Origin of the sequence: Pedobacter lusitanus, assembly GCF_040026395.1 — a bacterium.
Lineage (GTDB): Bacteria > Bacteroidota > Bacteroidia > Sphingobacteriales > Sphingobacteriaceae > Pedobacter > Pedobacter lusitanus.
Genome location: NZ_CP157278.1, coordinates 4,335,796 through 4,355,697 on the forward strand (window position 1 = coordinate 4,335,796; position 19,902 = coordinate 4,355,697).

A 19,902-nucleotide genomic window follows, 5' to 3' on the forward strand; every position below is an offset into this window, starting at 1 on the left:
TATGTGTAAATTCTTATTAATAACCAGGACTCTGTACTAATTTACCCTGACTTCTGTCAATCTGATCTTGCGGTAAAGGGAAATACTCATCACGTGGTTTTAAAGTAATGTTTTTAAGGTAGTCGAAGTATCCGCCTTCAAATTTGAAATAACTTTCCAGCGTTGTTTTAGCAATTCCCCAGCGTACCAGGTCAAAAAATCTATGACCTTCAAGCGCTAATTCCAGTCTGCGCTCAAAACGAACAGCATTTCTGGCGTAATCAGCACTTGGGAAAGAAGTATAAAGACCAACTTTGTAGGCCGCTGCTGCTGCTCCGTTGATAGTTTGCGGAGTTATTTTTGCCGCACGCTGTCTTACTGCGTTTACCAATGTTAAAGCTGTTCCTAGATCACCTGTCTCAACTGCACATTCTGCAGCCATCAGATAGATATCTCCCAGACGGATCAGGTTAACATTTAAGCCGGTTACATTCGTACTTCCCGGAGCAGTTCCACTACTCATCTGAGCTACTTCAATCGTATTTTTAACAGCAAGGAATGGTCCGCCATTACTTGCGTCACGAATCCAGTCATCACCTGGCATTAAGCCCCAGTCACGGAACGGAATGCCTCTTCTGCCTAAAGTAGATTCAATCCTTGGATCTAAAGCCAACGTTTTATCTACGGCGTAGGTTTTCTTCTGATCTGCTGTTAAGCCTAAATCAGAAGTGTATGGATTTGTACGGTAACTGCCATCTAATAATGGTAAGCCCGAAGCATCAACCTTGAATGAATTAGCTAAGTCAATGGTAGGCTGGAAGAAACCACAGCAATTGATTGGGGCACTACCGTAAGGGAAATTCAGCATATCCCCAACATTTCCATTATCACCACCTGTACCATCTGTTCCAACAGAGTGCTCTACGGTAACAATTGATTCCGGACCATCTTCTTTGGTAATATCAAAGTTATCTGAATAAGGTAAATTGATCAGACTTGGTTTTGCTGCAATTACAGCATTTAACAAAGCATAAGCTTCAGGATATTTTTTCTGATATAAAAATACCTTTCCAAGATAGGCTTGTGCTGCATATTTATCCATACGGCCTTTCTGGCCTTTTGGTTTGGTTGTACTCAGATTTGCTACTGCAAACTGAAGATCATCAACAATGTTTGGATAAATATCTTTATCATTTGGAACAATTGCCCCGTTGGTAGCTTCCGTAACATAAGGCACAGCCTTGAAAACTCTGACTAAAAAGAAATAATAATGGGCACGAAGCAATCTCGCTTCACCCTGAATTTCTTTTGCACGGGCATCATCAAATTTTGCAGTACCCTGTCCGGCTTGCAGCGCAGTTAGAATTTTCAGGGTATTGTTACAACGCTGAATTCCTTCGAAACATCTGTCCCATAAATTTGACAGGTTATCATTGGTGCTGGTAGGAGCATGACGTTCTATGGCATTCATATTAGGCTGATCCCCATTACTACTGCCTTTATGGGCATTATCTGAAGCCACTTCACCAAATAACCACTGGCTTGGTGCAGCACCATAATTACCCCATGTGCCATTTACGTTGCCATTAAGTAAACCATAAGCCCCGACAAGCAATCCTTCAACACCATCTTGTGTTGTCAATTGCTTATCTGTCAGCTCACCCTGTGGCTGAACCGTTAGGAATTCCTTTTTGCAGGAAAGTATACTGCAAATTAAAAAGGATAGGAAAATATATTTTAAGTGTTTCATCTTTGTCTCTTTTAATTAAAATCCAACATTTATACCAATAAGGAATTGACGTGGTGAAGGATAAACTCCTTTGTCAACGCCAAGTGCTGAGAACGTATCGGCTGGTGGGCTTGCACCTCCAACTGAAACAGAGGCATCTCTTGTCTGACTTACTTCCGGATCAAGGCCTGTGTATTTAGTAATGGTGAAAAGGTTGGTAGCACTTACATACACTCTTAGTTTGCTGATACCTGATTTCGGACCAAATGCCTTAGCTGTTGGAATAGAATAACCTATCTGTATATTCTTCAATCTGAAGAAGCTGCCTTTCTGAACATAGTAGCTCGAAGAAGCATATTCCAGATCAGATGCTCCTGTATAAGCTGAAGGGATCTGGCTTGAAGTATTGGTTGGGCTCCATGCATTCAACAATCTTGTGCTTTTGGCACCATCAAATGATGGGAAGTCAGTGAAGTAACGTGTTGCTTCAAAAAGATCATTACCCTGAACTCCATAGAAGAAAGTTGCAATATCCCAGTTTTTATAAGAAGCATTTAAATTGATACCGTAAGTGAAATCCGGATTTGGATTTCCGATAACGGTACGATCTTTAGGATCAATTACCCCATCCCCGTTGATATCAGCATAACGTAAACCACCAACTCTCGCTCCTGTATAGGATGGATTGTTTGCAATATCCGCTGCGCTCTGATAAATTCCAACCGTTTTGTATCCGTAGAATGAACCAAATGGTGAGCCTTCCTGTAAAACACTGGTCTGTAAACTTCTGTAATTACCATAAGTCTGGTTGAATATACCAGGGGCAAGTCTTACAATTTTGTTAATGTTTTTAGAGAAATTCAGACCAACATCAAATTTAAACGGACTATCAGATTTTTTTCCATAATGATAAGCTACATTAAATTCGATCCCTTTATTGCTCATATCACCAATATTTACATAAGGAGAACTACCCATTCCGACTACACTTGAAGGCTGCGGAAGGTTATAAAGCATGTCAGAAGTCTTTTTGTTATACCAGTCTGCTGATCCGTCAAAAGTACCATCCAGTAAGGTAAAGTCAATACCTACGTTCAGAGATTTTACAGATTCCCATTTGATATCCGGATTCTGATAGGCATTCTGCCATACTCCGGTAGTTAAGCCATTTCCTCCGCCAACTGCATAAGCTGCATTCACGATAGAACTCTGGAATCTGTTGATATATTGGTTTGAAGGTATTCTCTGATTACCCGTTTCTCCATAACCAACACGGAACTTTAAGTCAGTTACCCACTTCACATTTTTCATAAAGTCCTCTTCAGAAATTCTCCATGCAGCACTTGCGGCAGGGAAATATCCGTATTTGTTAGCCGGACCAAAATTAGATGAACCATCACGACGCAGGGTAATACTGGCAAGATAACGGTCATGATAAGAGTAATCAACTTTACCAAATAAAGAGAAAAGTGAACCTACTGCACCATAACTGGAGTTACTGATGTTTGAAGAACCCGTATTCAGGTAATAATAGTCCTGGTTACCTAAAAGGAAGAAGTCATTTCTGGCTGCATTCAGCTGACGGGATTTAGACCTGATTGCCTCAGTACCGACCAATACATTCAGTCTGTGTTTATCATTAAATACTTTACTGTAATTCAGTGTGTTTGACCAGGTCCACTCCGTAGTATAACCCATGTACTCACTCAGACTGTTGGAGTTATTACCCTCTGAGAACTCCAGATTCGGATAACGCATGGATAAACCGTTGTAGTTTTCATAGCGCAAACCAAAGTTTGTCTTTAATACAAGTCCCGGTAAAATGTCACCCTCAGCGTATACATTTCCGAAAAAGAAGTTACTCTTGTTTTTGTTGTCTTTTCCACGGTAAAGGAAAGCCAGAGGATTTTCTGCATTACCCAGCTGACTACCACGGCTACCCGCAAAATTTCCGCCTTCATCATATACCGGGATAATTGTTGGAATACGATAAGCCCAGCCTAATGCACTTCCCTGATCCTGGTAATCTCCCGAACCATTTTGATTTACACCCAGACCATAACCTTCAGAATAGCTGTATTGTGCATTTTCACCAAAACGTACTCTTTTGTTAAAAGCCGAAATATTGGTGTTTGATCTGAAATTATAGCGCTTAAAGCCTGTATATTTTAACGTTCCTTTCTGATCCAGGTAACCACCCGAAAAAGTATAAGTAGCATTTTCTCCGCCACCCGTAGCACTTAACTGATAGTTTTGAATAGGAGCAACGTCTGTAATTTCATCAAACCAGTTGGTTCCCTGTTTATTTGCTCTGGTGATCTGGTAAAAAGTTTTAGGATCACGGCTGTAATTATATTTTGACATGTCCAGATCAGCAGCAGTAATTTCCTGACCTGTTTTTGAACCTGCCACAAGATAATCCGGCAGTACAGGTGTTGAACCTGATCCGTAATTTGTTCCTGCTGCAATAGTTTTTCCTGCATTGGTATAACCGTCAAATACATACTGGGCATATTGCTGCGGAGTCATCATTTTTGGGAAACTGCCTTTTCTTGGAACCTGAGTACCGTAATAGGAGTCCAGCGTGATTCTTGGTGCTCCGGCTACTCCTTTTTTCGTTGTAATAATTACAACCCCATTATTAGCCCTTGATCCGTAAATTGAAGCAGAAGATGCATCTTTCAATACCTGAAGACTTTCAATATCATTCTGGTTAAGCCATGATAATTTTCCTTCAAATGGTACTCCGTCAATTACATAAAGAGGTTCGTTGTTGTTAATTGTACTGATACCACGGATTCTGATCTGTGGTGTTCCGCCCGGTGCACCATCATTGATAATCTGTACCCCGGTTGCCTTACCCTGTAAAGCTTCAACAGCACTTGCCGCCGGCTGAGACTTTAAAAGCCCCATATTGACAACAGCAACAGAACCTGTCAGATCCTTTTTTCGCTGCGAAGAATAACCGGTTACGATAACTTCGGTCAGATTGTTGTTGTCTGCAAGCAGCGTGATGGTAATATTGGATTGTTTGCCCACCGGTACTTCTTTGGTTCCGTAGCCTACAAAAGATACCACCAGGATGTCTGTTGGTTTTACATTGAGTGCAAATGCACCATTCCCATCTGTGGTCGTGCCACCCGGGGAATTTTTGATTTTGATTGAAGCGCCGATAACAGGTAGTTTATCATCGCTTGCGATAACCTTTCCGGTAATTTTACTTTGGGCCATTGCTCCGATAGCAAAAGACAAGCCCAGGCACAAGAGAAGGAAGCCCCTCTTGAAAAGTGGTAAATTTCGTTGCATAAGTTTATATTTGGTTTAGGTGAAGGGATTATTTTTGTAAAGCTTTTTTTTATTTAAATGGGTTTAAAGGTTAATAAAAAATATACGTGTAGTTAATACACAATGTTATATGTGTAGTTCGTACACTATATCTAAACTAAAGAAAGGAAAGTTTAAATGCAATAGTTAAAGAAATTTATTTTTCTCTGCCATATGTCCTATAGCTTATTTCCATGGAAATGGAGCGAAATAGGAGTGATGTGTTTTGGTAAAGACAAAAAAAAAGCCTCTCAGCAATATCGCTGAGAGGCTTTTTTGAATTTTACACCTAAAGCGTAAAACTAAATTTTGCTGAGGAGACGTCTCTCGAATTTGGTCCTGTGAATACGTTAAAGTCGCCGGACTCGGCTGCGAACTTTAAATCAGTGTTATAAAATTTAAGCATTTCTGTATCAATGGTAAATGTAATTTGCTTCGATTCACCCTTTTTTAAGAATATTTTTTGAAAACCTTTTAGCTCTTTAACCGGGTGGGTCACAGAGCCATAAATATCCTGGAGATATAGCTGAACTACTTCCTGTCCATCAAAATTTCCAGTGTTTTTTACCTCTACTGTAGCTTTGATAGTCTGACCGCTTTTCATCGATGATTTATCTAATTTAACTGGTGAGAAACTGAAATCTGTATAGCTCAGACCGAAACCAAACGGGTACAAAGGGTCGTTTGAACTATCTATATAGCGGGATTTGAATTTTTCGTTTGAAATACCGTCATAAGGACGGCCCGTGTTTTTGTGGTTATAATACAGCGGGATCTGACCTACATTTTTGGGGAAGGTAGCTGTCAGTTTACCAGCAGGATTATAATTTCCAACCAGCACATCTGCAATTGCATTTCCTGATTCGGTACCACTGAACCATGTTTCCAGAATTGCCGGAACATTTGCATCTTCCCACTCCAGTGTCAGCGGACGGCTGTTCATCAGGACCAGAACAACAGGCTTACCCGTTGCAGTCAGTGCTTTTAATAATTCCTTTTGATTAGGCAGCAGATCAAGATTGGTACGGCTGGTCGCTTCACCACCCATTAAAGCACTTTCTCCTAAAACGACCACGGCAATATCGGCCTTTTTAGCTGTAGCTACAGCTTCATCAATTAATTGCTGTGGTGATTTTGCATCAGCAATGATATCAGCTCCATTAAAATTGATCTGTTTAAGGATTGCTGCATTATCCACCAGGTTGGCACCTTTAGCATAAGTAATATCCATTTCAGGTGCAACATTTTTCAGCCCTTCCAGTACACTGATGGCTTTTTTCCAGTCACCAGCTGCACTCCAGTTACCAATCATATCACGCTTATTATCTGCCAGAGGGCCGATTAGCGCAATCTTCGCATTTTTCTTCAACGGCAGTAACTGATTGTTATTTTTCAATAACACCATAGAAGCAGCAGCAATATTTCTGGCATCCAGTCTGTTCTGGACTGAAAGAATCTCAGTTTTTGCACGCTCTTCATCAACATATTTATAGGGATCTTCAAACAGACCCAGTTTATATTTTGACTCCAGAATTCTGCGGCAGGCCAGGTCAATAACAGATTGCGTGATTTTTTTCTCTTTCAGGGATTGTTTGAGCGTAGTCAGGAAACCTTCACTAACCATGTCCATATCAGTTCCTGCCTCCAGCGCCTTTGCACTAACAGTTTGCAAATCTCCCAAACCATGCGGAATCAACTCAGATACACCTGTATAATCGCTGACAACAAAACCTTTGAAACCCCACTGATTGCGTAATAAATCAGTTAATAACCATTTATTGGCAGTCGCCGGTATGCCGTTAATATCATTGAAAGACACCATTACTGTTTCAGCACCAGCATCAACAGCTGCTTTATAAGGAGGCAGATATTCGTTATACATTCTGATCAGACTCATATCCGTCGTATTATAATCTCTTCCACCTTCAGCTGCACCATACAAAGCGAAGTGTTTTACACAAGCCAGTATCGCATCTTTATTCGCCAGGCTGTTGGTCTGATAACCTCTAACCATGGCAGCGCCGATTAATGAACCCAGATAAGGATCTTCACCAGAACCTTCAGAAATTCTTCCCCATCTCGGATCTCTTGCAATATCCACCATAGGAGAAAAGGTCCAGTTCAAACCATCAGCACTTGCTTCTCTTGCAGCAATACGTGCACTTTTCTCAATCAGGCCCATATCCCAGCTGGCACTTAATCCCAAAGGGATAGGGAATATTGTTTTATGACCATGTACTATATCATAACCAAATAACAAAGGGATTTTCAGGCGTGATTTAGTCATAGCAAGTTCTTGCAGTTTACGCACAGCCTGCGGAGTAAATGTATTGAAAACACCTCCTACCAGGCCTTTTTCAATTTTTTCATCCACACCCTGACTCAAGATCGGGCCTGTTACATCGAAACCTACCGCCGGAAGGTTAAGTTGTCCGATTTTTTCATCCAGCGTCATTTTAGACATCAGCTCATCAATGAAGGCATTCATCTTTGTCTTTTCAGACTTTAGCTGAGCGATGTGGGCATTCATTTTCTGTTCATGCGCGCTAACGGTTTTTTTCTGTTGTGCAACTAAAGAGTTTGCACAGAAAACAGCCGTCAGGAAAAATAAGGAAGTCTTTGTTCTCATGATGTATATTCTGTTTAATTGTATTGTATCCGGTTTTGCCGGATTTTCATTTGTGTGTTGTGTTTATTCTTTATAACGATGGATTTAATTGACCCTGATTACTTTTGATTTCTCAGATACACCATTTTCATTGATAGCCTCTATGCAGAAGTAATATGGTTTTTCTTTATCCATGCCTTTATACCAATATTCATTGGCCTGGTAAACCATAATACTGTTGTATAATTTGTCGGGATCAGTACCCAAATAGATATTATAGGCATAAGCATCATTGACCGTATTCCATCTGATCCAAGAATTTCTTTTATCCTTTTCTGTTCTTAATACAGTGAAATCTTTAACAGCTGCAGGTTTCTGACCATTTCCATTTCCGAATACCCTTAATCCGCTGATCGCAAATTTTCCCGTTGGCACATGAATGTTCTCCAGTTTGATAAAACGGGCCGAAACAGGTTTGTCCAGCTCTATATAATCATGAGGAACATCTTTCTGATTATTACTTTTATCTTCCAGAATTTTCCAGTTTTTACCATCTGCAGAGTACCAGAGTTTATACTGATGACAGATCCCTGTCTGTTTACCTAAAAACTCTGCATCCTGATCTGCATAATTGAGCTGTACTGCGTTAACCACGGATAATTTGCCCAGGTCAGACTGTATCCATTCTCCTTTGGCGCTGCTGGCAGCACTCCAGTAAGTTTTGATACTTTCATCCACAGCATTATTTGCCGTAAAGGCGCCCAGTGTAGAAGAAACCGTTACCGGTTTATTATAATTAAGCAGCATCCAGCCTGTGAAACCGGATTTTAAATGATCAGTGGCTTTTGTAGGCAGATAATGCGGGTAATCCCCGAATGCTGCATCCATATACATCACATCATCCTGATCAAAACCGGCAGGCCAGATTCCCAGTCTGCGTTCAAAATTATTTTTAACCGAGACAACCATCGTAGAAACATGCCAGTAATTTTTCCAGCGGTCCTGAAATGTTGCACCATGTCCGGCACCTCTGGCAAAACCTCCCGGTTTATAAGAGAGCGGCAAAGACTGATGTTCAAATGGGCCAAGCGGACTTTTGGATATAGCCACACCATCTGCATAACCACTGAACTCGGTTGCCGGTGCGCCATACTGCAAATAGTATTTCCCATGATGTTTAGTCATCCAGGCACCCTCAATAAAAGGATCTAAAAATGTATTGTCAAGATTTTCTCCAAAACGCTGCCATCCAAATCTTTCATCTTCCAGCAGCAGTAATTCCTTTCTTGTTCCGACTGGAGCGAAGGTTTTGCGGTTTAGCTCAACGCCATATAACGGATAACGGTTACTGCTGCCATTGTACATATACAATTTGCCGTCTTCATCTATAAAATGTGCCGGGTCCCATCCACCGATTTCAAATTCATGTACGGTTTCTTTCCATTCATCCTTTTTCGGGTTTGTACTCATCCATATCGGAAAGTTTTTGGCATAAGTAGAGCCAAATACCAGCATCGTGTCACCCTGTATCCAGACAGATGGTGCGCAGAGGTCATCATAAACTTTATGTTCCGGGCGCAGGAAAGAGCGGGAAACAAAATTCCAGTTATATAAATCAGCGCTCCACCAATAACCTTTCTGGTTGGTGGAAAATAAGAAATAATCTCCTTTATAGTTGACAATTACCGGGTCTGCAGTTGCCCTGTGTTTACCCTGATCAGCAAAATGCGGAATAGGCGTATAACCATAATCCAGGTTTACCGGATTACAGTAAGTCAGCTGCTTTTTCTGGGCAAATAATGCACAGCCCGAAATCAGGAAGCAGAATAAAAGTATATTTCTTTTCATTGCCATCTTATTTAGTGATTGCAGGACTTTGAATACCCAGTTTGTTTAGCCCGTTTTTAACATCAGGGTTGCTCATAAACAATTTCCATAACAGGCCGGAACGATAATTCTCTATCATACAAATAATAGGCCCCTGGTCAATTGCCAGATGCGATTTGGCATACCAGTTATGTTCTTCGCTGAAACCATCAACAAAACCGTATTCACTCCAGATTTTATCACCCAGGTCAAAATAGAAGTGTTTTAAAGCTTTCATTGAATATTCGGGAGTGTATGGGAAAGCCGATAAGGCAGCAGTAGGGCTGATCACCCCTAAATCTTCTGATGGAGAATGTGCAGCATATCCCTGCCAGCTGTCACTTGCTGTCAGGCCCCAGCTATTTTCACCATAACCTTTGTAATGTTTAGGGTTTTCAACGCAATAAGCATGATTAATCAGTGTGTGGTTTTTATTCTGTTCAAAATAATCTGCGTAACGATCTTTCAATCCACGCGGATCCAGTCCTATAAAGGAATATTGTGAAAAGAATAAGGGGCCACCAAAATCAAAGCCAAGCGGAAGGGTAATTCCCTCAAATTTTTTCCCGTTGAAAAACGTATTGCTGTTAGCCCAGCCTTCATGATAAACTTTCTGGTCAATAGCAGATTTAGGAGAACTTGCAGCCATGATATAGGTGATAAAACATTCGTTCCATCCTTTAATCTGGTGATTCATGCTCCATCCATTATTAGGACTCCAATGCCAGTAAAGAACATTTTGCTGTTGCGTAAACCAGTTCCATTCAATTCCTTCCCACATCCAGAGTATTTTATTACGGATGTCACTTTCAACGGCATTGTCTGCTGTATAATACTGACGGGCGGTAAGCAGTCCCTGGAAAAGAAAGGACGTTTCTACAATATCAGCTCCATCATCTTTAGGACTGAAACGGATTACTTTTCCGGTTTCACCATTTAGCCAGTGGGGGAAAGCCCCGTGAAACTGATCTGCTTTATATAAGAAGTCTACAATTTTTTTGGTTCTGGCAGCGGCCTGTTCGCGGGTGATAAACTGACGTTCGGCAGCTACAATCGTGGCCATGATTCCAAAACCGGTTCCTCCTGTAGTTACCACTTCATGGCCATAATCAAAAGCGGCATTACTGCGTTCACGTGCCATTCCGCTTACCGGATGACCAAAGTCCCAGAAATACCTGAAAGTCTGTTTCTGTACCAGATCAAGCAATTGTTCATCGGTCAGGTTTTTCTGTATTTTCAATTCTGGTTTAATACCCTGAAAAGCACTATTCTTTTTTTGTGCTAATGCAGAGAAACCAAACGTTGTCAGAATCAGAAAACTAAGTATACTTAAAGAATTGAGTTTCATTTGATGTGTGTTTTGCGTGCAGCGAGCCTGAATGATGTTAAAAGAGGTTACCAGACTATGTCTGGCAACCTCCTGGATTTGTGTGTTTATTGAATTAGTAACCTGGATTTTGTACCAGTACGTCACCACTCAGATCGACCTCTGTTTGTGGAATAGGCCATACTTCATTTCTGTTTGCTCTCCAGCCTTTAGGACCAAAAACGGTAGCACCTCTTCCCTGACGGATCACATCAAAGTAGCGGTCAAACTCCATTGCAAATTCTACACGTCTTTCTCTGTAGATTGCAGCACGTAAAGCAGCCTGGTCTGTAGTCGTTACAGCCGGTAATATATTTGGATTTCCCTGACGCGCTCTTCTTCTTACCTGTTCTAATGAAGATAAAGCCTGACCAGAGTTGCCCAGTTCGTTTGCAGCTTCTGCATTCATTAATAAAACATCAGAATAACGTAGCATACGTACATTTTGCTGAGCACCTTCATTGAAACCAGTTACATATAATTTAAATGGAACATATGATTTCATGTTGTACATCGGATTATCACCAGTTTTAGGAATTACATCACCTTCAGGAGTAGTCGTACCTCTGAAAAGAATGGTGCCTGATCTTCTTGGATCACCAGGCTCAAAAGCAGCAGCCAGATCAGGAGTAGGCACATTAAAGCCCCATCCGCCTCCATCTACACCGCTAACTCCGCGTACACCCTGAACCTGTGAATACTGAGAGTTTGATGCTGCTGTATTTCCAGGTAGCAATACGCACTGGATTTCAAAAATTGACTCAGAACTATTTTCATTAGCCAGTCTGAATACCTGCTCAAAATCAGGTAATAAAGTATAACCCATACCCATTACCTGGTTAGTTAATGTAAGCACGTCATTCCATTTTTTCTGATACATCGCAACTTTAGCATGTAGCGTTAAAGCAGCACCTTTGGTCGCTCTTCCCAGATCAGCCGCGGCATAACTCTGTGGTAAAACGGCTTCAGCTTCTGTCAGATCTTTTTCAATTTGTGCATAAACCTGTGCGACAGGAGTCTGGGGCAGGTTATAATCCTTGTTAGGATCAGTCGGTACATGTAGACGCAATGGGATATTACCAAAAGCACGAACCAGTCTGAAATAAGAGAATGCTCTTACAAATTTGGCCTCTGCAAGGTATCTCGCTTTTAGGGCGTCGTCCATAACAATAGCAGGAACATTATCCAGTACCCGGTTAGCGTAGTTGATATTTCTGTACTGTCCGGTCCAGAAACCAGCAATATTACCTTGTGCAGGGTCTACTTTAAATTCATCAAAGTCAAGAAAGAAACTGGCATCACTTGGTGTACTGCCTTTTTCAGCATCATCAGAACCCATACTTTCAATTGCAATAGCAGGGAAAGCTGTATTTTCCCATGAACGCAGGTTTCCGTAAATTGCATTTACACCTTTTCCGGCATCCTCAGCAGTTTTCCAGAATATGATACTGTTTTGCTGTCCTTGTTCAGGTACATTCAGGAAGCTTTTCTTACAGGCAGGAATTACAGCAATAGAAACGATCAGGCCCAGGCCTAATACCGTTTTTGTATATATATTTTTATTCATGATGTTTCAGATTAAAAAGTAAGGTTAACACCAAAGTTGTAAGTCGCGTATAACGGATAAACGTTAGCGTCAAGACCTGCATTTAAATAGTTAGTTGGTCTTTCTTTGATTTTTTCAGAGTTATCAACCGGAATAGGTCCGACTTCAGGACTGAATCCTTTGTAACCAAACAGGTTAATCGCATTTTGTGCATTGGCATAGAACCTGATCTTCTGAATTTTCCATTTTGCCAGAATGCTTTTAGGCAGGGTATAGCCTAACTGTGCATTTCTTACTCTGAAATAAGAACCACTGCTTACATAGAAAGAGTTTGGAGCTGAGTTGGCAGAAGAACCGATGTTTACTGAAGGGTAGGTATTTGAAGTACCTTCACCATGCCAGCGGTTGTCTACAAAATCTTTGGTGAAATTTTCATTTCCAAAACGATAAGCAAGATTAGAGTTATAAACATCAACGCCAGCTACACCCTGAAAATCTAAAGCCAGATCAAAGTTTTTATAAGAGAAACTGGTGTTGATACCATAAGTGTATTTAGGGTTAGGATTGCCCAGGGCAACTCTGTCCTGAGAGTTAATCTGTCCGTCACCATTGGTATCCGCATATTTAAATCCACCCGGTAAAGCCCCTGACTGTGTCGGAGAATTAGCAATATCAGCTGCATTCTGGAAGATACCTATAGTTTTATAACCGAAGAATTCTCCGATCGGGCTGCCTTCCATTGTTCTGTTCGCTACATAACCGTTTGTCAGACCAGTACTACCTGCATAAATAGGCGTTTTACCTGAAAGTACAGAAAGAACTTTGTTTTGATTATAACTGATGTTACCGCCAATTGAATAAGTTAAACCACCGCCGGTTACATCACTCCAGTTTGCTGACAGCTCGACACCTCTGTTCTGTAAATCCGCCTGATTACCTAAAATCTGGTTATCCACAGTACCTAAAGAACCCAGAACCGGTAAACCGAAAATTGCTCTTGAAGTTTTTCTGCTATAATAATCACCCTCAATAGTCAGTTTGTTTTTGATGAAAGCAGCTTCAAAACCGATATTGCTTCCGATTCCTTTTTCCCATACAATAACTGGTGGTATCAATGTATTACCACTTGCGCCAGTATTTGGGTTGTTATTATAAAAAGCAATCAGGTCTGCTGTTTGTGCAATCAATGACTGACTAGGATTAACCGGTACACTTGCATTACCTACTTTACCCCAGCTTCCTCTTATTTTTAAAGAGCTGAATACAGTCTGGTTTTTCATGAAATCTTCATTGGTAACTACCCATCCGGCACCTACTGATGGGAAATATCCCCAGGTTTCGCTACCAAAGAACTGCGACGCGCCATCCGCACGGATAGAAGCATTCAGCAGATATTTATTTTTGAAACCATAATTTACCCTGCCAAAATAAGAAGCAAACTTAATCAGTGATCCCTGATCAAGCACATTTCTTGTCGCTGCATCACCCAGTCTCAAATATAAATCAGCATCACTGTTGAATGGGACATTTTGTGCCGAAGCATTAATTGTATAAGATTTATTGCTTTGTGCAGACTGACCTAATAATACAGTCAGACTATGATCTTCATTGAAAGTATTCTGATAAGTCAGTGTGTTTTCAACGATCCAGTTTCTGGTTTCAACACGTTTAAGGTCTAAAGTACTGACATCACTTCTTTGTGAAGAAGTAGCCGCATAAACAGGAGCATATTTTCTTGATTCTGCCTGACCAAACTCTCCGCCTATACTGGTTTTGAAAGTAAAGTGTTTAGCAAATTTCAGTTCAGCATAGATATTACCGGTAGCTCTGTAATCCTGAGATCTCTGATTGAAGAAGTCAATACTGGCCTGAGGATTGATTTTCGCTCCATCTCCTAAGTTCTGAAGTCTTGGATCACCATAACTTCCGTCAGCATTGAATACTGGTACTGTTGGAGAAGCAGAGTATATCTCGTGGAAAATTGTTTGAGGAACGTCTCTTGATTTACTGGCAACACCGGTAACGTTATAGCCGATTTTCAGTGCTTTGAAAACCTGAATATCATTGGATACCCTTGCCGTATATCTTTTGTAATTATTTGTTTTTATAATCCCATCCTGATCTAAATAACCCAGGGAAACATTGTAAGTAGATTTTTCTGAACCACCAGTAATAGAGATATTGTGATTCATTACAAATGCATTCTGTAAAATCTGTTTGTACCAGTCTGTACCGGCTCCTAAAGATGAAGGATCACTAAACAGGGCTGGCTGACCGTTATAAGTATATAATTCGTTAGTCAGCGTTGCATATTCAGTAGCATTGGCCATTTTAACTTGATTGGTCACTGACTGAAAACCTGCATAAGCATCATAATTAATTGTAGTGGCAGCACCCAGTTTTCCTTTTTTGGTAGTAATCAGCACTACACCATTCGCAGCACGGATACCATAAATAGACTGTGCTGATGCATCTTTTAAAACACTCATGTTTTCGATATCACCAGGATTCAGGAAATTAATATCACTGTACCATACACCATCAACTACATACAAAGGGGCCTGGTTACCGAATATCGTACCTAAACCCCTGATGCGGATTTGTGGTGCAGCACCGGGAGTACCCGTATTGGTGATAGACACACCGGCTACTTTACCCTGTAATGCACTTACCGGATTGGTAGAAGCCTGCTTGGATATTTCAGTGCCTTTAAGACTAGCTACGGAGCCCGTTACGTCAACTTTACGCTGGGTACCATAACCTACCACCACTACCTGCTCTAACTGCTGGGAGCTGGAAGCTAAAATTACGTTTACAGTAGTTTGATTGTTGACAGGAATCTCCTGTGTATTGTAGCCGATATAGGTAAATACTAAGGTTCCATTGGCTGGAACGCTGATGGCATATTTACCGTTGGCATCTGTCTGTGTTCCGATGGTTGTTCCTTTTACCACGACGCTCACTGCAGGAATAGTTGTCTTATCCTGACCATCTGTAATGGTACCCTTAACAGTAATGTTTTGGGCAGATGCTGCGTTTATAAAAAGCAAACATAGAAAAGTTAAAACAGAAAATTTTGTAAAGATTCGTTTCATACTGATTATTGGTTTTGTGTTAATATTCCGTTAAATCTCCGTCGGATTTGGATCATAAGCAAGGAAAGTACCTCTACATTAATACATCATTATATCTTTGTGTAGAAAATACAATAAGTGTTAAAGCCGTAAAAAATGCTTTAAAAAGGCCTTTAAGAAAGGATAGGGCACAGTGATTCTGTTGGAGAAGAATTGCGGTATTTAAAACGTTTTTGAGACTATGTGTAGTAATGATGTAGTCCTAAAGCTCCATAAAGAACTCTGCAAGGTTCTTGTCGTGGGGTATATTCAGCTTTTTACGCAATCTGTATCTTCTGATTTCAACCCCTCTTAAAGAGATGTTCAGCAGAGAAGCCATTTCTTTACTGCTCATATTCATGTGCAGATATGCGCATAATTTCAGGTCGTTTGGAACCAGGTCCGGATGGCTTGCTTTAAGCTTTTTAAAGAAACTTCCATGTGCTTCATTGAAGCTGGTCTCGAATAAATTCCAGTCCCGCTCGTCGTTCATACCTTCGTCTATGACTTTCTGTATTTTCCTGAACTGATCATCTGCAACAGCTTTACCTTTCTCGTCTTTGAGTTTAATCATCTCCTGACTCAGCTTTTGCAGCAGTTCATTTTTATAGACCAGGCTCATGGCCGAATTGGCCAGTTCACGATTTTTACTTTTTAACTCCGTATGGAGTCTTTCAGTCTGAATGATGTTCAGTTGTTTTTCTCTTTCTTCCGCTTCTTTTTTCAGGAAGATCTCTTTTTCCAGCTGAACCTTTGCCAGGATCTCATCATGATCTTTTCTGAGTTTCAGCTCATACTGTTTTTTAGCCATCAGAAAAAGCAGAACAATCAAAATAACATATATTGCGAAAGCCCAGTTGCTGGCATAAAAAGGAGGGAGAACAGTGAATTCAAATACACTGACCTGGCTGATCAGTTCATCATTGATTTTAGCACGAACCAAAAACCTGTAACTGCCTTTGCTCAGATTGGTAAAGTCTTTCTGAGACGAAGGACTCCATTCTGACCATTGTTTTGAATAGCCTTCCAGGTAGTACTGGAATTTTATTTTTGCCTGTCTGTAATAAGGGAGAGCAAAAGAAATACGGATATTATTCCTGCTAAAAGGAATTTCAATTTCATCCCCGTTATTCCCGTTTTCACTGATGGTTTTATAAGTATCAGTAACATCCTCGACTCTTCTGATCAGTACAGCCGGCAGACTTTTTTTCTTTCCCGGATCATTCCCGGCAATCGCATCGTAAATAACAAATCCATCATCTACACTTACCAGGTGCATTGTATTACTGATCGGGCTTATATTTTCGTAATACTGTACCATTCTGCCGTCCAGCAGGCTTAACCTGTTAGAATCAATCTTCAGTTTGCCAGGCTCACTGAAATCAACCATTGCTGTTTTTCCATGGTTGATAAACCAGTATTTTTTTACACCGGCACTGATAATTTTATTGGAGCGGGAAAAACTACCCAGACCTTTATTTAATTCGTTATAGGGCGTAAAGCGGTTGCTGATCTCATCATACAGCATAAAGCCGGCGTCAGAAGAGAAGACCAGTTTATTTTCGAGGGTAAACAAGTTGATGTTATAATTTCCGGGCAGGCCGTTCTTCTCATCATAGTAATGCTTTTTAACTACCTTTTTGAAGTCCGGACTCAGCGTAAGCTTGTACAGCCCCTTATAGGCGTGACTTACCCAGATATCGCCTCTGGAATCCTGTTCCACATAACGTGAAGGTTCTTCGAAGTTCTGGATCTTTGTAAAATATTTCCATTGTCCTGCAGCATCTTTCTGATACAAAACAAGGCCATTATAAGTTCCCTGAATCAGATAACCCGGGTTACTGTTTAACTTTTTAATAGTCCAGCCTCCGCTTGAAGCAGAAATTTTCTCCAGCTGGTTACCCTTTACAGTAAAACTACCCACATTATGTCCCATGATCAGCTGACCATCCAGTACAGTTAAGTCCCATACCTGCCCCTGTGATCCGGGAACCAGCCTGAAATCAAATGCATTGAATCTTTTTCCGTTATCAGGTGCCCATGGGCTATAAAAAAGGCCCTGATTGGTGCCCAGATAGATGTTATTATTGTAAATCAGACTGGAATAGACTGTTCCGAACTGCCCTGCTTTATCCAGGTAAAAATAAAGCGGAGAGTTTAATTCAACCCTGTCAATTCCATTATCCAGTCCTGCCCAGAGATTTTGCTCATTATCTGTGAAGACACTTAATACCGTATTGTTCTGCAGACCTCTGGATTTATTAATCTGCTGTACAATGTTTCCTTCCTGATCAATGATGATCAGGCCATTCAGAATAGTGCCGAAAGCATAATACTGATTATCTATTCTGCTGCCGTTATTCAGCTGAAATGTGATCAGAAAATCATTTGCCGGTGTCTGGAAAGGGGTGAAGGTTGAACCGTTATAGATGAACAGACCGTCTTTACTGGTTCCAATCAGCATGCTTCCGTTTTTATAAGGAAGAATGGTCATGATATTCCGCGGAATTATCTGGTCGGTATGCGGCAGAGGAGTCAGTTTATGTCCTTTCAGTTCGAATATCCCTTTATCCAATACTTCGATTAGATATCTGCTGCCCACATGATGCAGAAACAGAAATGATCCGGGGCCTTTGATCTCACTTATCTTATTGTTTTCGTAAATATAAATGGTAGTGAATGACTGAAAGATAATCCTTTTGCCATCTATATGAATTTTCCAGATCTCATCAGACAGCTGCGGAATTTTAGGAATCAGTTTAACTAAAGAAGTATAGGTAAGTTTTTTGTTTTGCGTAGACCAGTAACCAAATTCACCAAAACCACCAGTATAAACCTTGCCTTTGGAGTCGGTTGCAACTGAGCGGACTATCTGCCGGTTAGGCAGCTGATATTGCTGCCAGTATTTACCGTCATAGGTCAGCAGGCCTTGTGTATTGCCAAAATACATGATTCCCTGTGCATCTTTTGCGATAGCCCAGTTCTGATTCCCGGAGAGATAAACGGATTTTGGGAAGTTCTGGACATAAGGAACACCGATGCTCTTTATTTGTGCCGCCTTTAGCAGCATACCTGTTAAAATCAAAGACAGGAACAGCAGGGAATTCAGGAGATGGCGGATTTTCATTTATAAAATTGATACTCGAATATTTATAAGCTCCGCAAATTATACATTAAAAATTAGTTTCTCCATATAAAATCGAACACCGAATGCGGGATTTTCGTTTCAGGGCAGCGTTTACACTGCATTAAAGCACATTTATCTGTAAACGAAAGATTGGTTCGCCACTGTTCATCAGGTATGGTTATATGAATTCCCAATACTGCCGGTTATAGCGGAAATATTGGGAAACAGAGGTATATATAAGCTTTAATACGTATCAGCAGACAATAAAACCCGGATAGATTATTTTACGGCTACATTTACCTGTTGAGGAACTTTGACATAATAACCTGTGCCGTCATATGGACGACGGCGTGGATTAGTTACACAGGCAGCTGAACAGCATCCTTCCAGTTTTGTACCACATTCATCACATTGGGTAATGTGTTCATTACATTCCGGATTAGCGCAATTAATCATTTTTGCCGTTATTGTACCACAGTTATAGCATTTTGAAACTATAGTCGGGTTCACTGAGTTTACATCTACAGCTATACGGTTGTCGAATACATAACATTTACCTTCAAAATCTTCGCCACCCGCTTCTTTTCCGTATTTAATAATCCCACCATGTAACTGGTAAACATCATTAAAACCATGGTGAAGCAGTAAGGCAGAGGCTTTTTCACATTTAATCCCGCCAGTGCAGTAGGTAAGGACTTTTTTGTCTTTGTATTGCGCCAGTTCATTGATCTTTTCAGGGAATTCTCTGAAATTATCGATATCAAGTGTGATCGCGTTCTTGAATCTGCCAAGGCTGTGTTCATAGTTGGAACGTACATCCAGGATGATCACATCTTCCTGATCAATCATTTCTTTAAACTCAGTCGGTTCAAGATGTTTTCCTGTCTGTTCGTTAGGATTGATAATGCTGGCATCTCTCAGACCTGAGTGTACAATCTCAGATTTATAGCGACAGTGCATTTTAATGAAAGACGGCTCAGCAACTTCATCTATCTTAAATTCTGTTTTTGCAAAACGTTCATCGGCATGAACAGCATCCATATAAGCTTTACAAGCGCTTTCCAAACCAGAAACGGTTCCGTTTAATCCTTCATCAGCAACGATGATACGGCCAACAAGACCTAATGATTTACAAAATTTAAGGTGATCGGCAGCAAATTGTTCTGCATTCGCTATAGGGCTATAGCAATAGTATAGTATTGTATTGAATTTTTCCATAAAAAATTGATACCGCTGCAAACGGC

Annotated in this window: 9 protein-coding genes; all 9 read right to left on the bottom strand. The window is 40.7% G+C overall.

The window, feature by feature from the left end; genetic code table 11:
* Positions 1-16: 16 nt before the first annotated feature.
* Positions 17-1,729, bottom strand: a complete 1,713-nt coding sequence (locus tag PL_RS18600) for a RagB/SusD family nutrient uptake outer membrane protein (protein ID WP_052496436.1) — start codon at positions 1,727-1,729, stop codon at positions 17-19.
* A 15-nt stretch (positions 1,730-1,744) separates the two neighbouring features.
* Positions 1,745-5,014, bottom strand: a complete 3,270-nt coding sequence (locus tag PL_RS18605; RefSeq protein WP_041884003.1) for a SusC/RagA family TonB-linked outer membrane protein — start codon at positions 5,012-5,014, stop codon at positions 1,745-1,747.
* A 307-nt stretch (positions 5,015-5,321) separates the two neighbouring features.
* A complete protein-coding gene (bglX, locus tag PL_RS18610; protein ID WP_041884001.1) occupies positions 5,322-7,661 on the bottom strand; it encodes a beta-glucosidase BglX in 2,340 nt (779 codons plus the stop codon).
* An 84-nt stretch (positions 7,662-7,745) separates the two neighbouring features.
* Complete coding sequence (locus tag PL_RS18615; RefSeq protein WP_041884007.1) at positions 7,746-9,488, bottom strand: family 43 glycosylhydrolase; 1,743 nt, start codon at positions 9,486-9,488, stop codon at positions 7,746-7,748.
* A gap of 7 nt (positions 9,489-9,495) precedes the next feature.
* On the bottom strand, positions 9,496-10,854 hold the full coding sequence (locus PL_RS18620) for a glucoamylase family protein (RefSeq protein WP_041884000.1): 1,359 nt from the start codon (positions 10,852-10,854) through the stop codon (positions 9,496-9,498).
* Between the two features lie 94 nt (positions 10,855-10,948).
* Positions 10,949-12,439 (bottom strand): RagB/SusD family nutrient uptake outer membrane protein, encoded by a 1,491-nt coding sequence (locus PL_RS18625; RefSeq protein ID WP_041883998.1) that lies wholly within the window; start codon positions 12,437-12,439, stop codon positions 10,949-10,951.
* Positions 12,440-12,450: 11 nt separating this feature from the next.
* Positions 12,451-15,513 (bottom strand): SusC/RagA family TonB-linked outer membrane protein, encoded by a 3,063-nt coding sequence (locus PL_RS18630; RefSeq protein ID WP_041883996.1) that lies wholly within the window; start codon positions 15,511-15,513, stop codon positions 12,451-12,453.
* A gap of 241 nt (positions 15,514-15,754) precedes the next feature.
* A complete protein-coding gene (locus tag PL_RS18635; protein ID WP_348620090.1) occupies positions 15,755-18,658 on the bottom strand; it encodes a ligand-binding sensor domain-containing protein in 2,904 nt (967 codons plus the stop codon).
* A 279-nt stretch (positions 18,659-18,937) separates the two neighbouring features.
* Positions 18,938-19,876 carry a rhodanese-related sulfurtransferase gene (locus PL_RS18640; RefSeq protein WP_041883995.1) on the bottom strand — a complete coding sequence of 313 codons (939 nt, stop codon included), beginning with the start codon at positions 19,874-19,876 and terminating at the stop codon, positions 18,938-18,940.
* Positions 19,877-19,902: the final 26 nt, after the last annotated feature.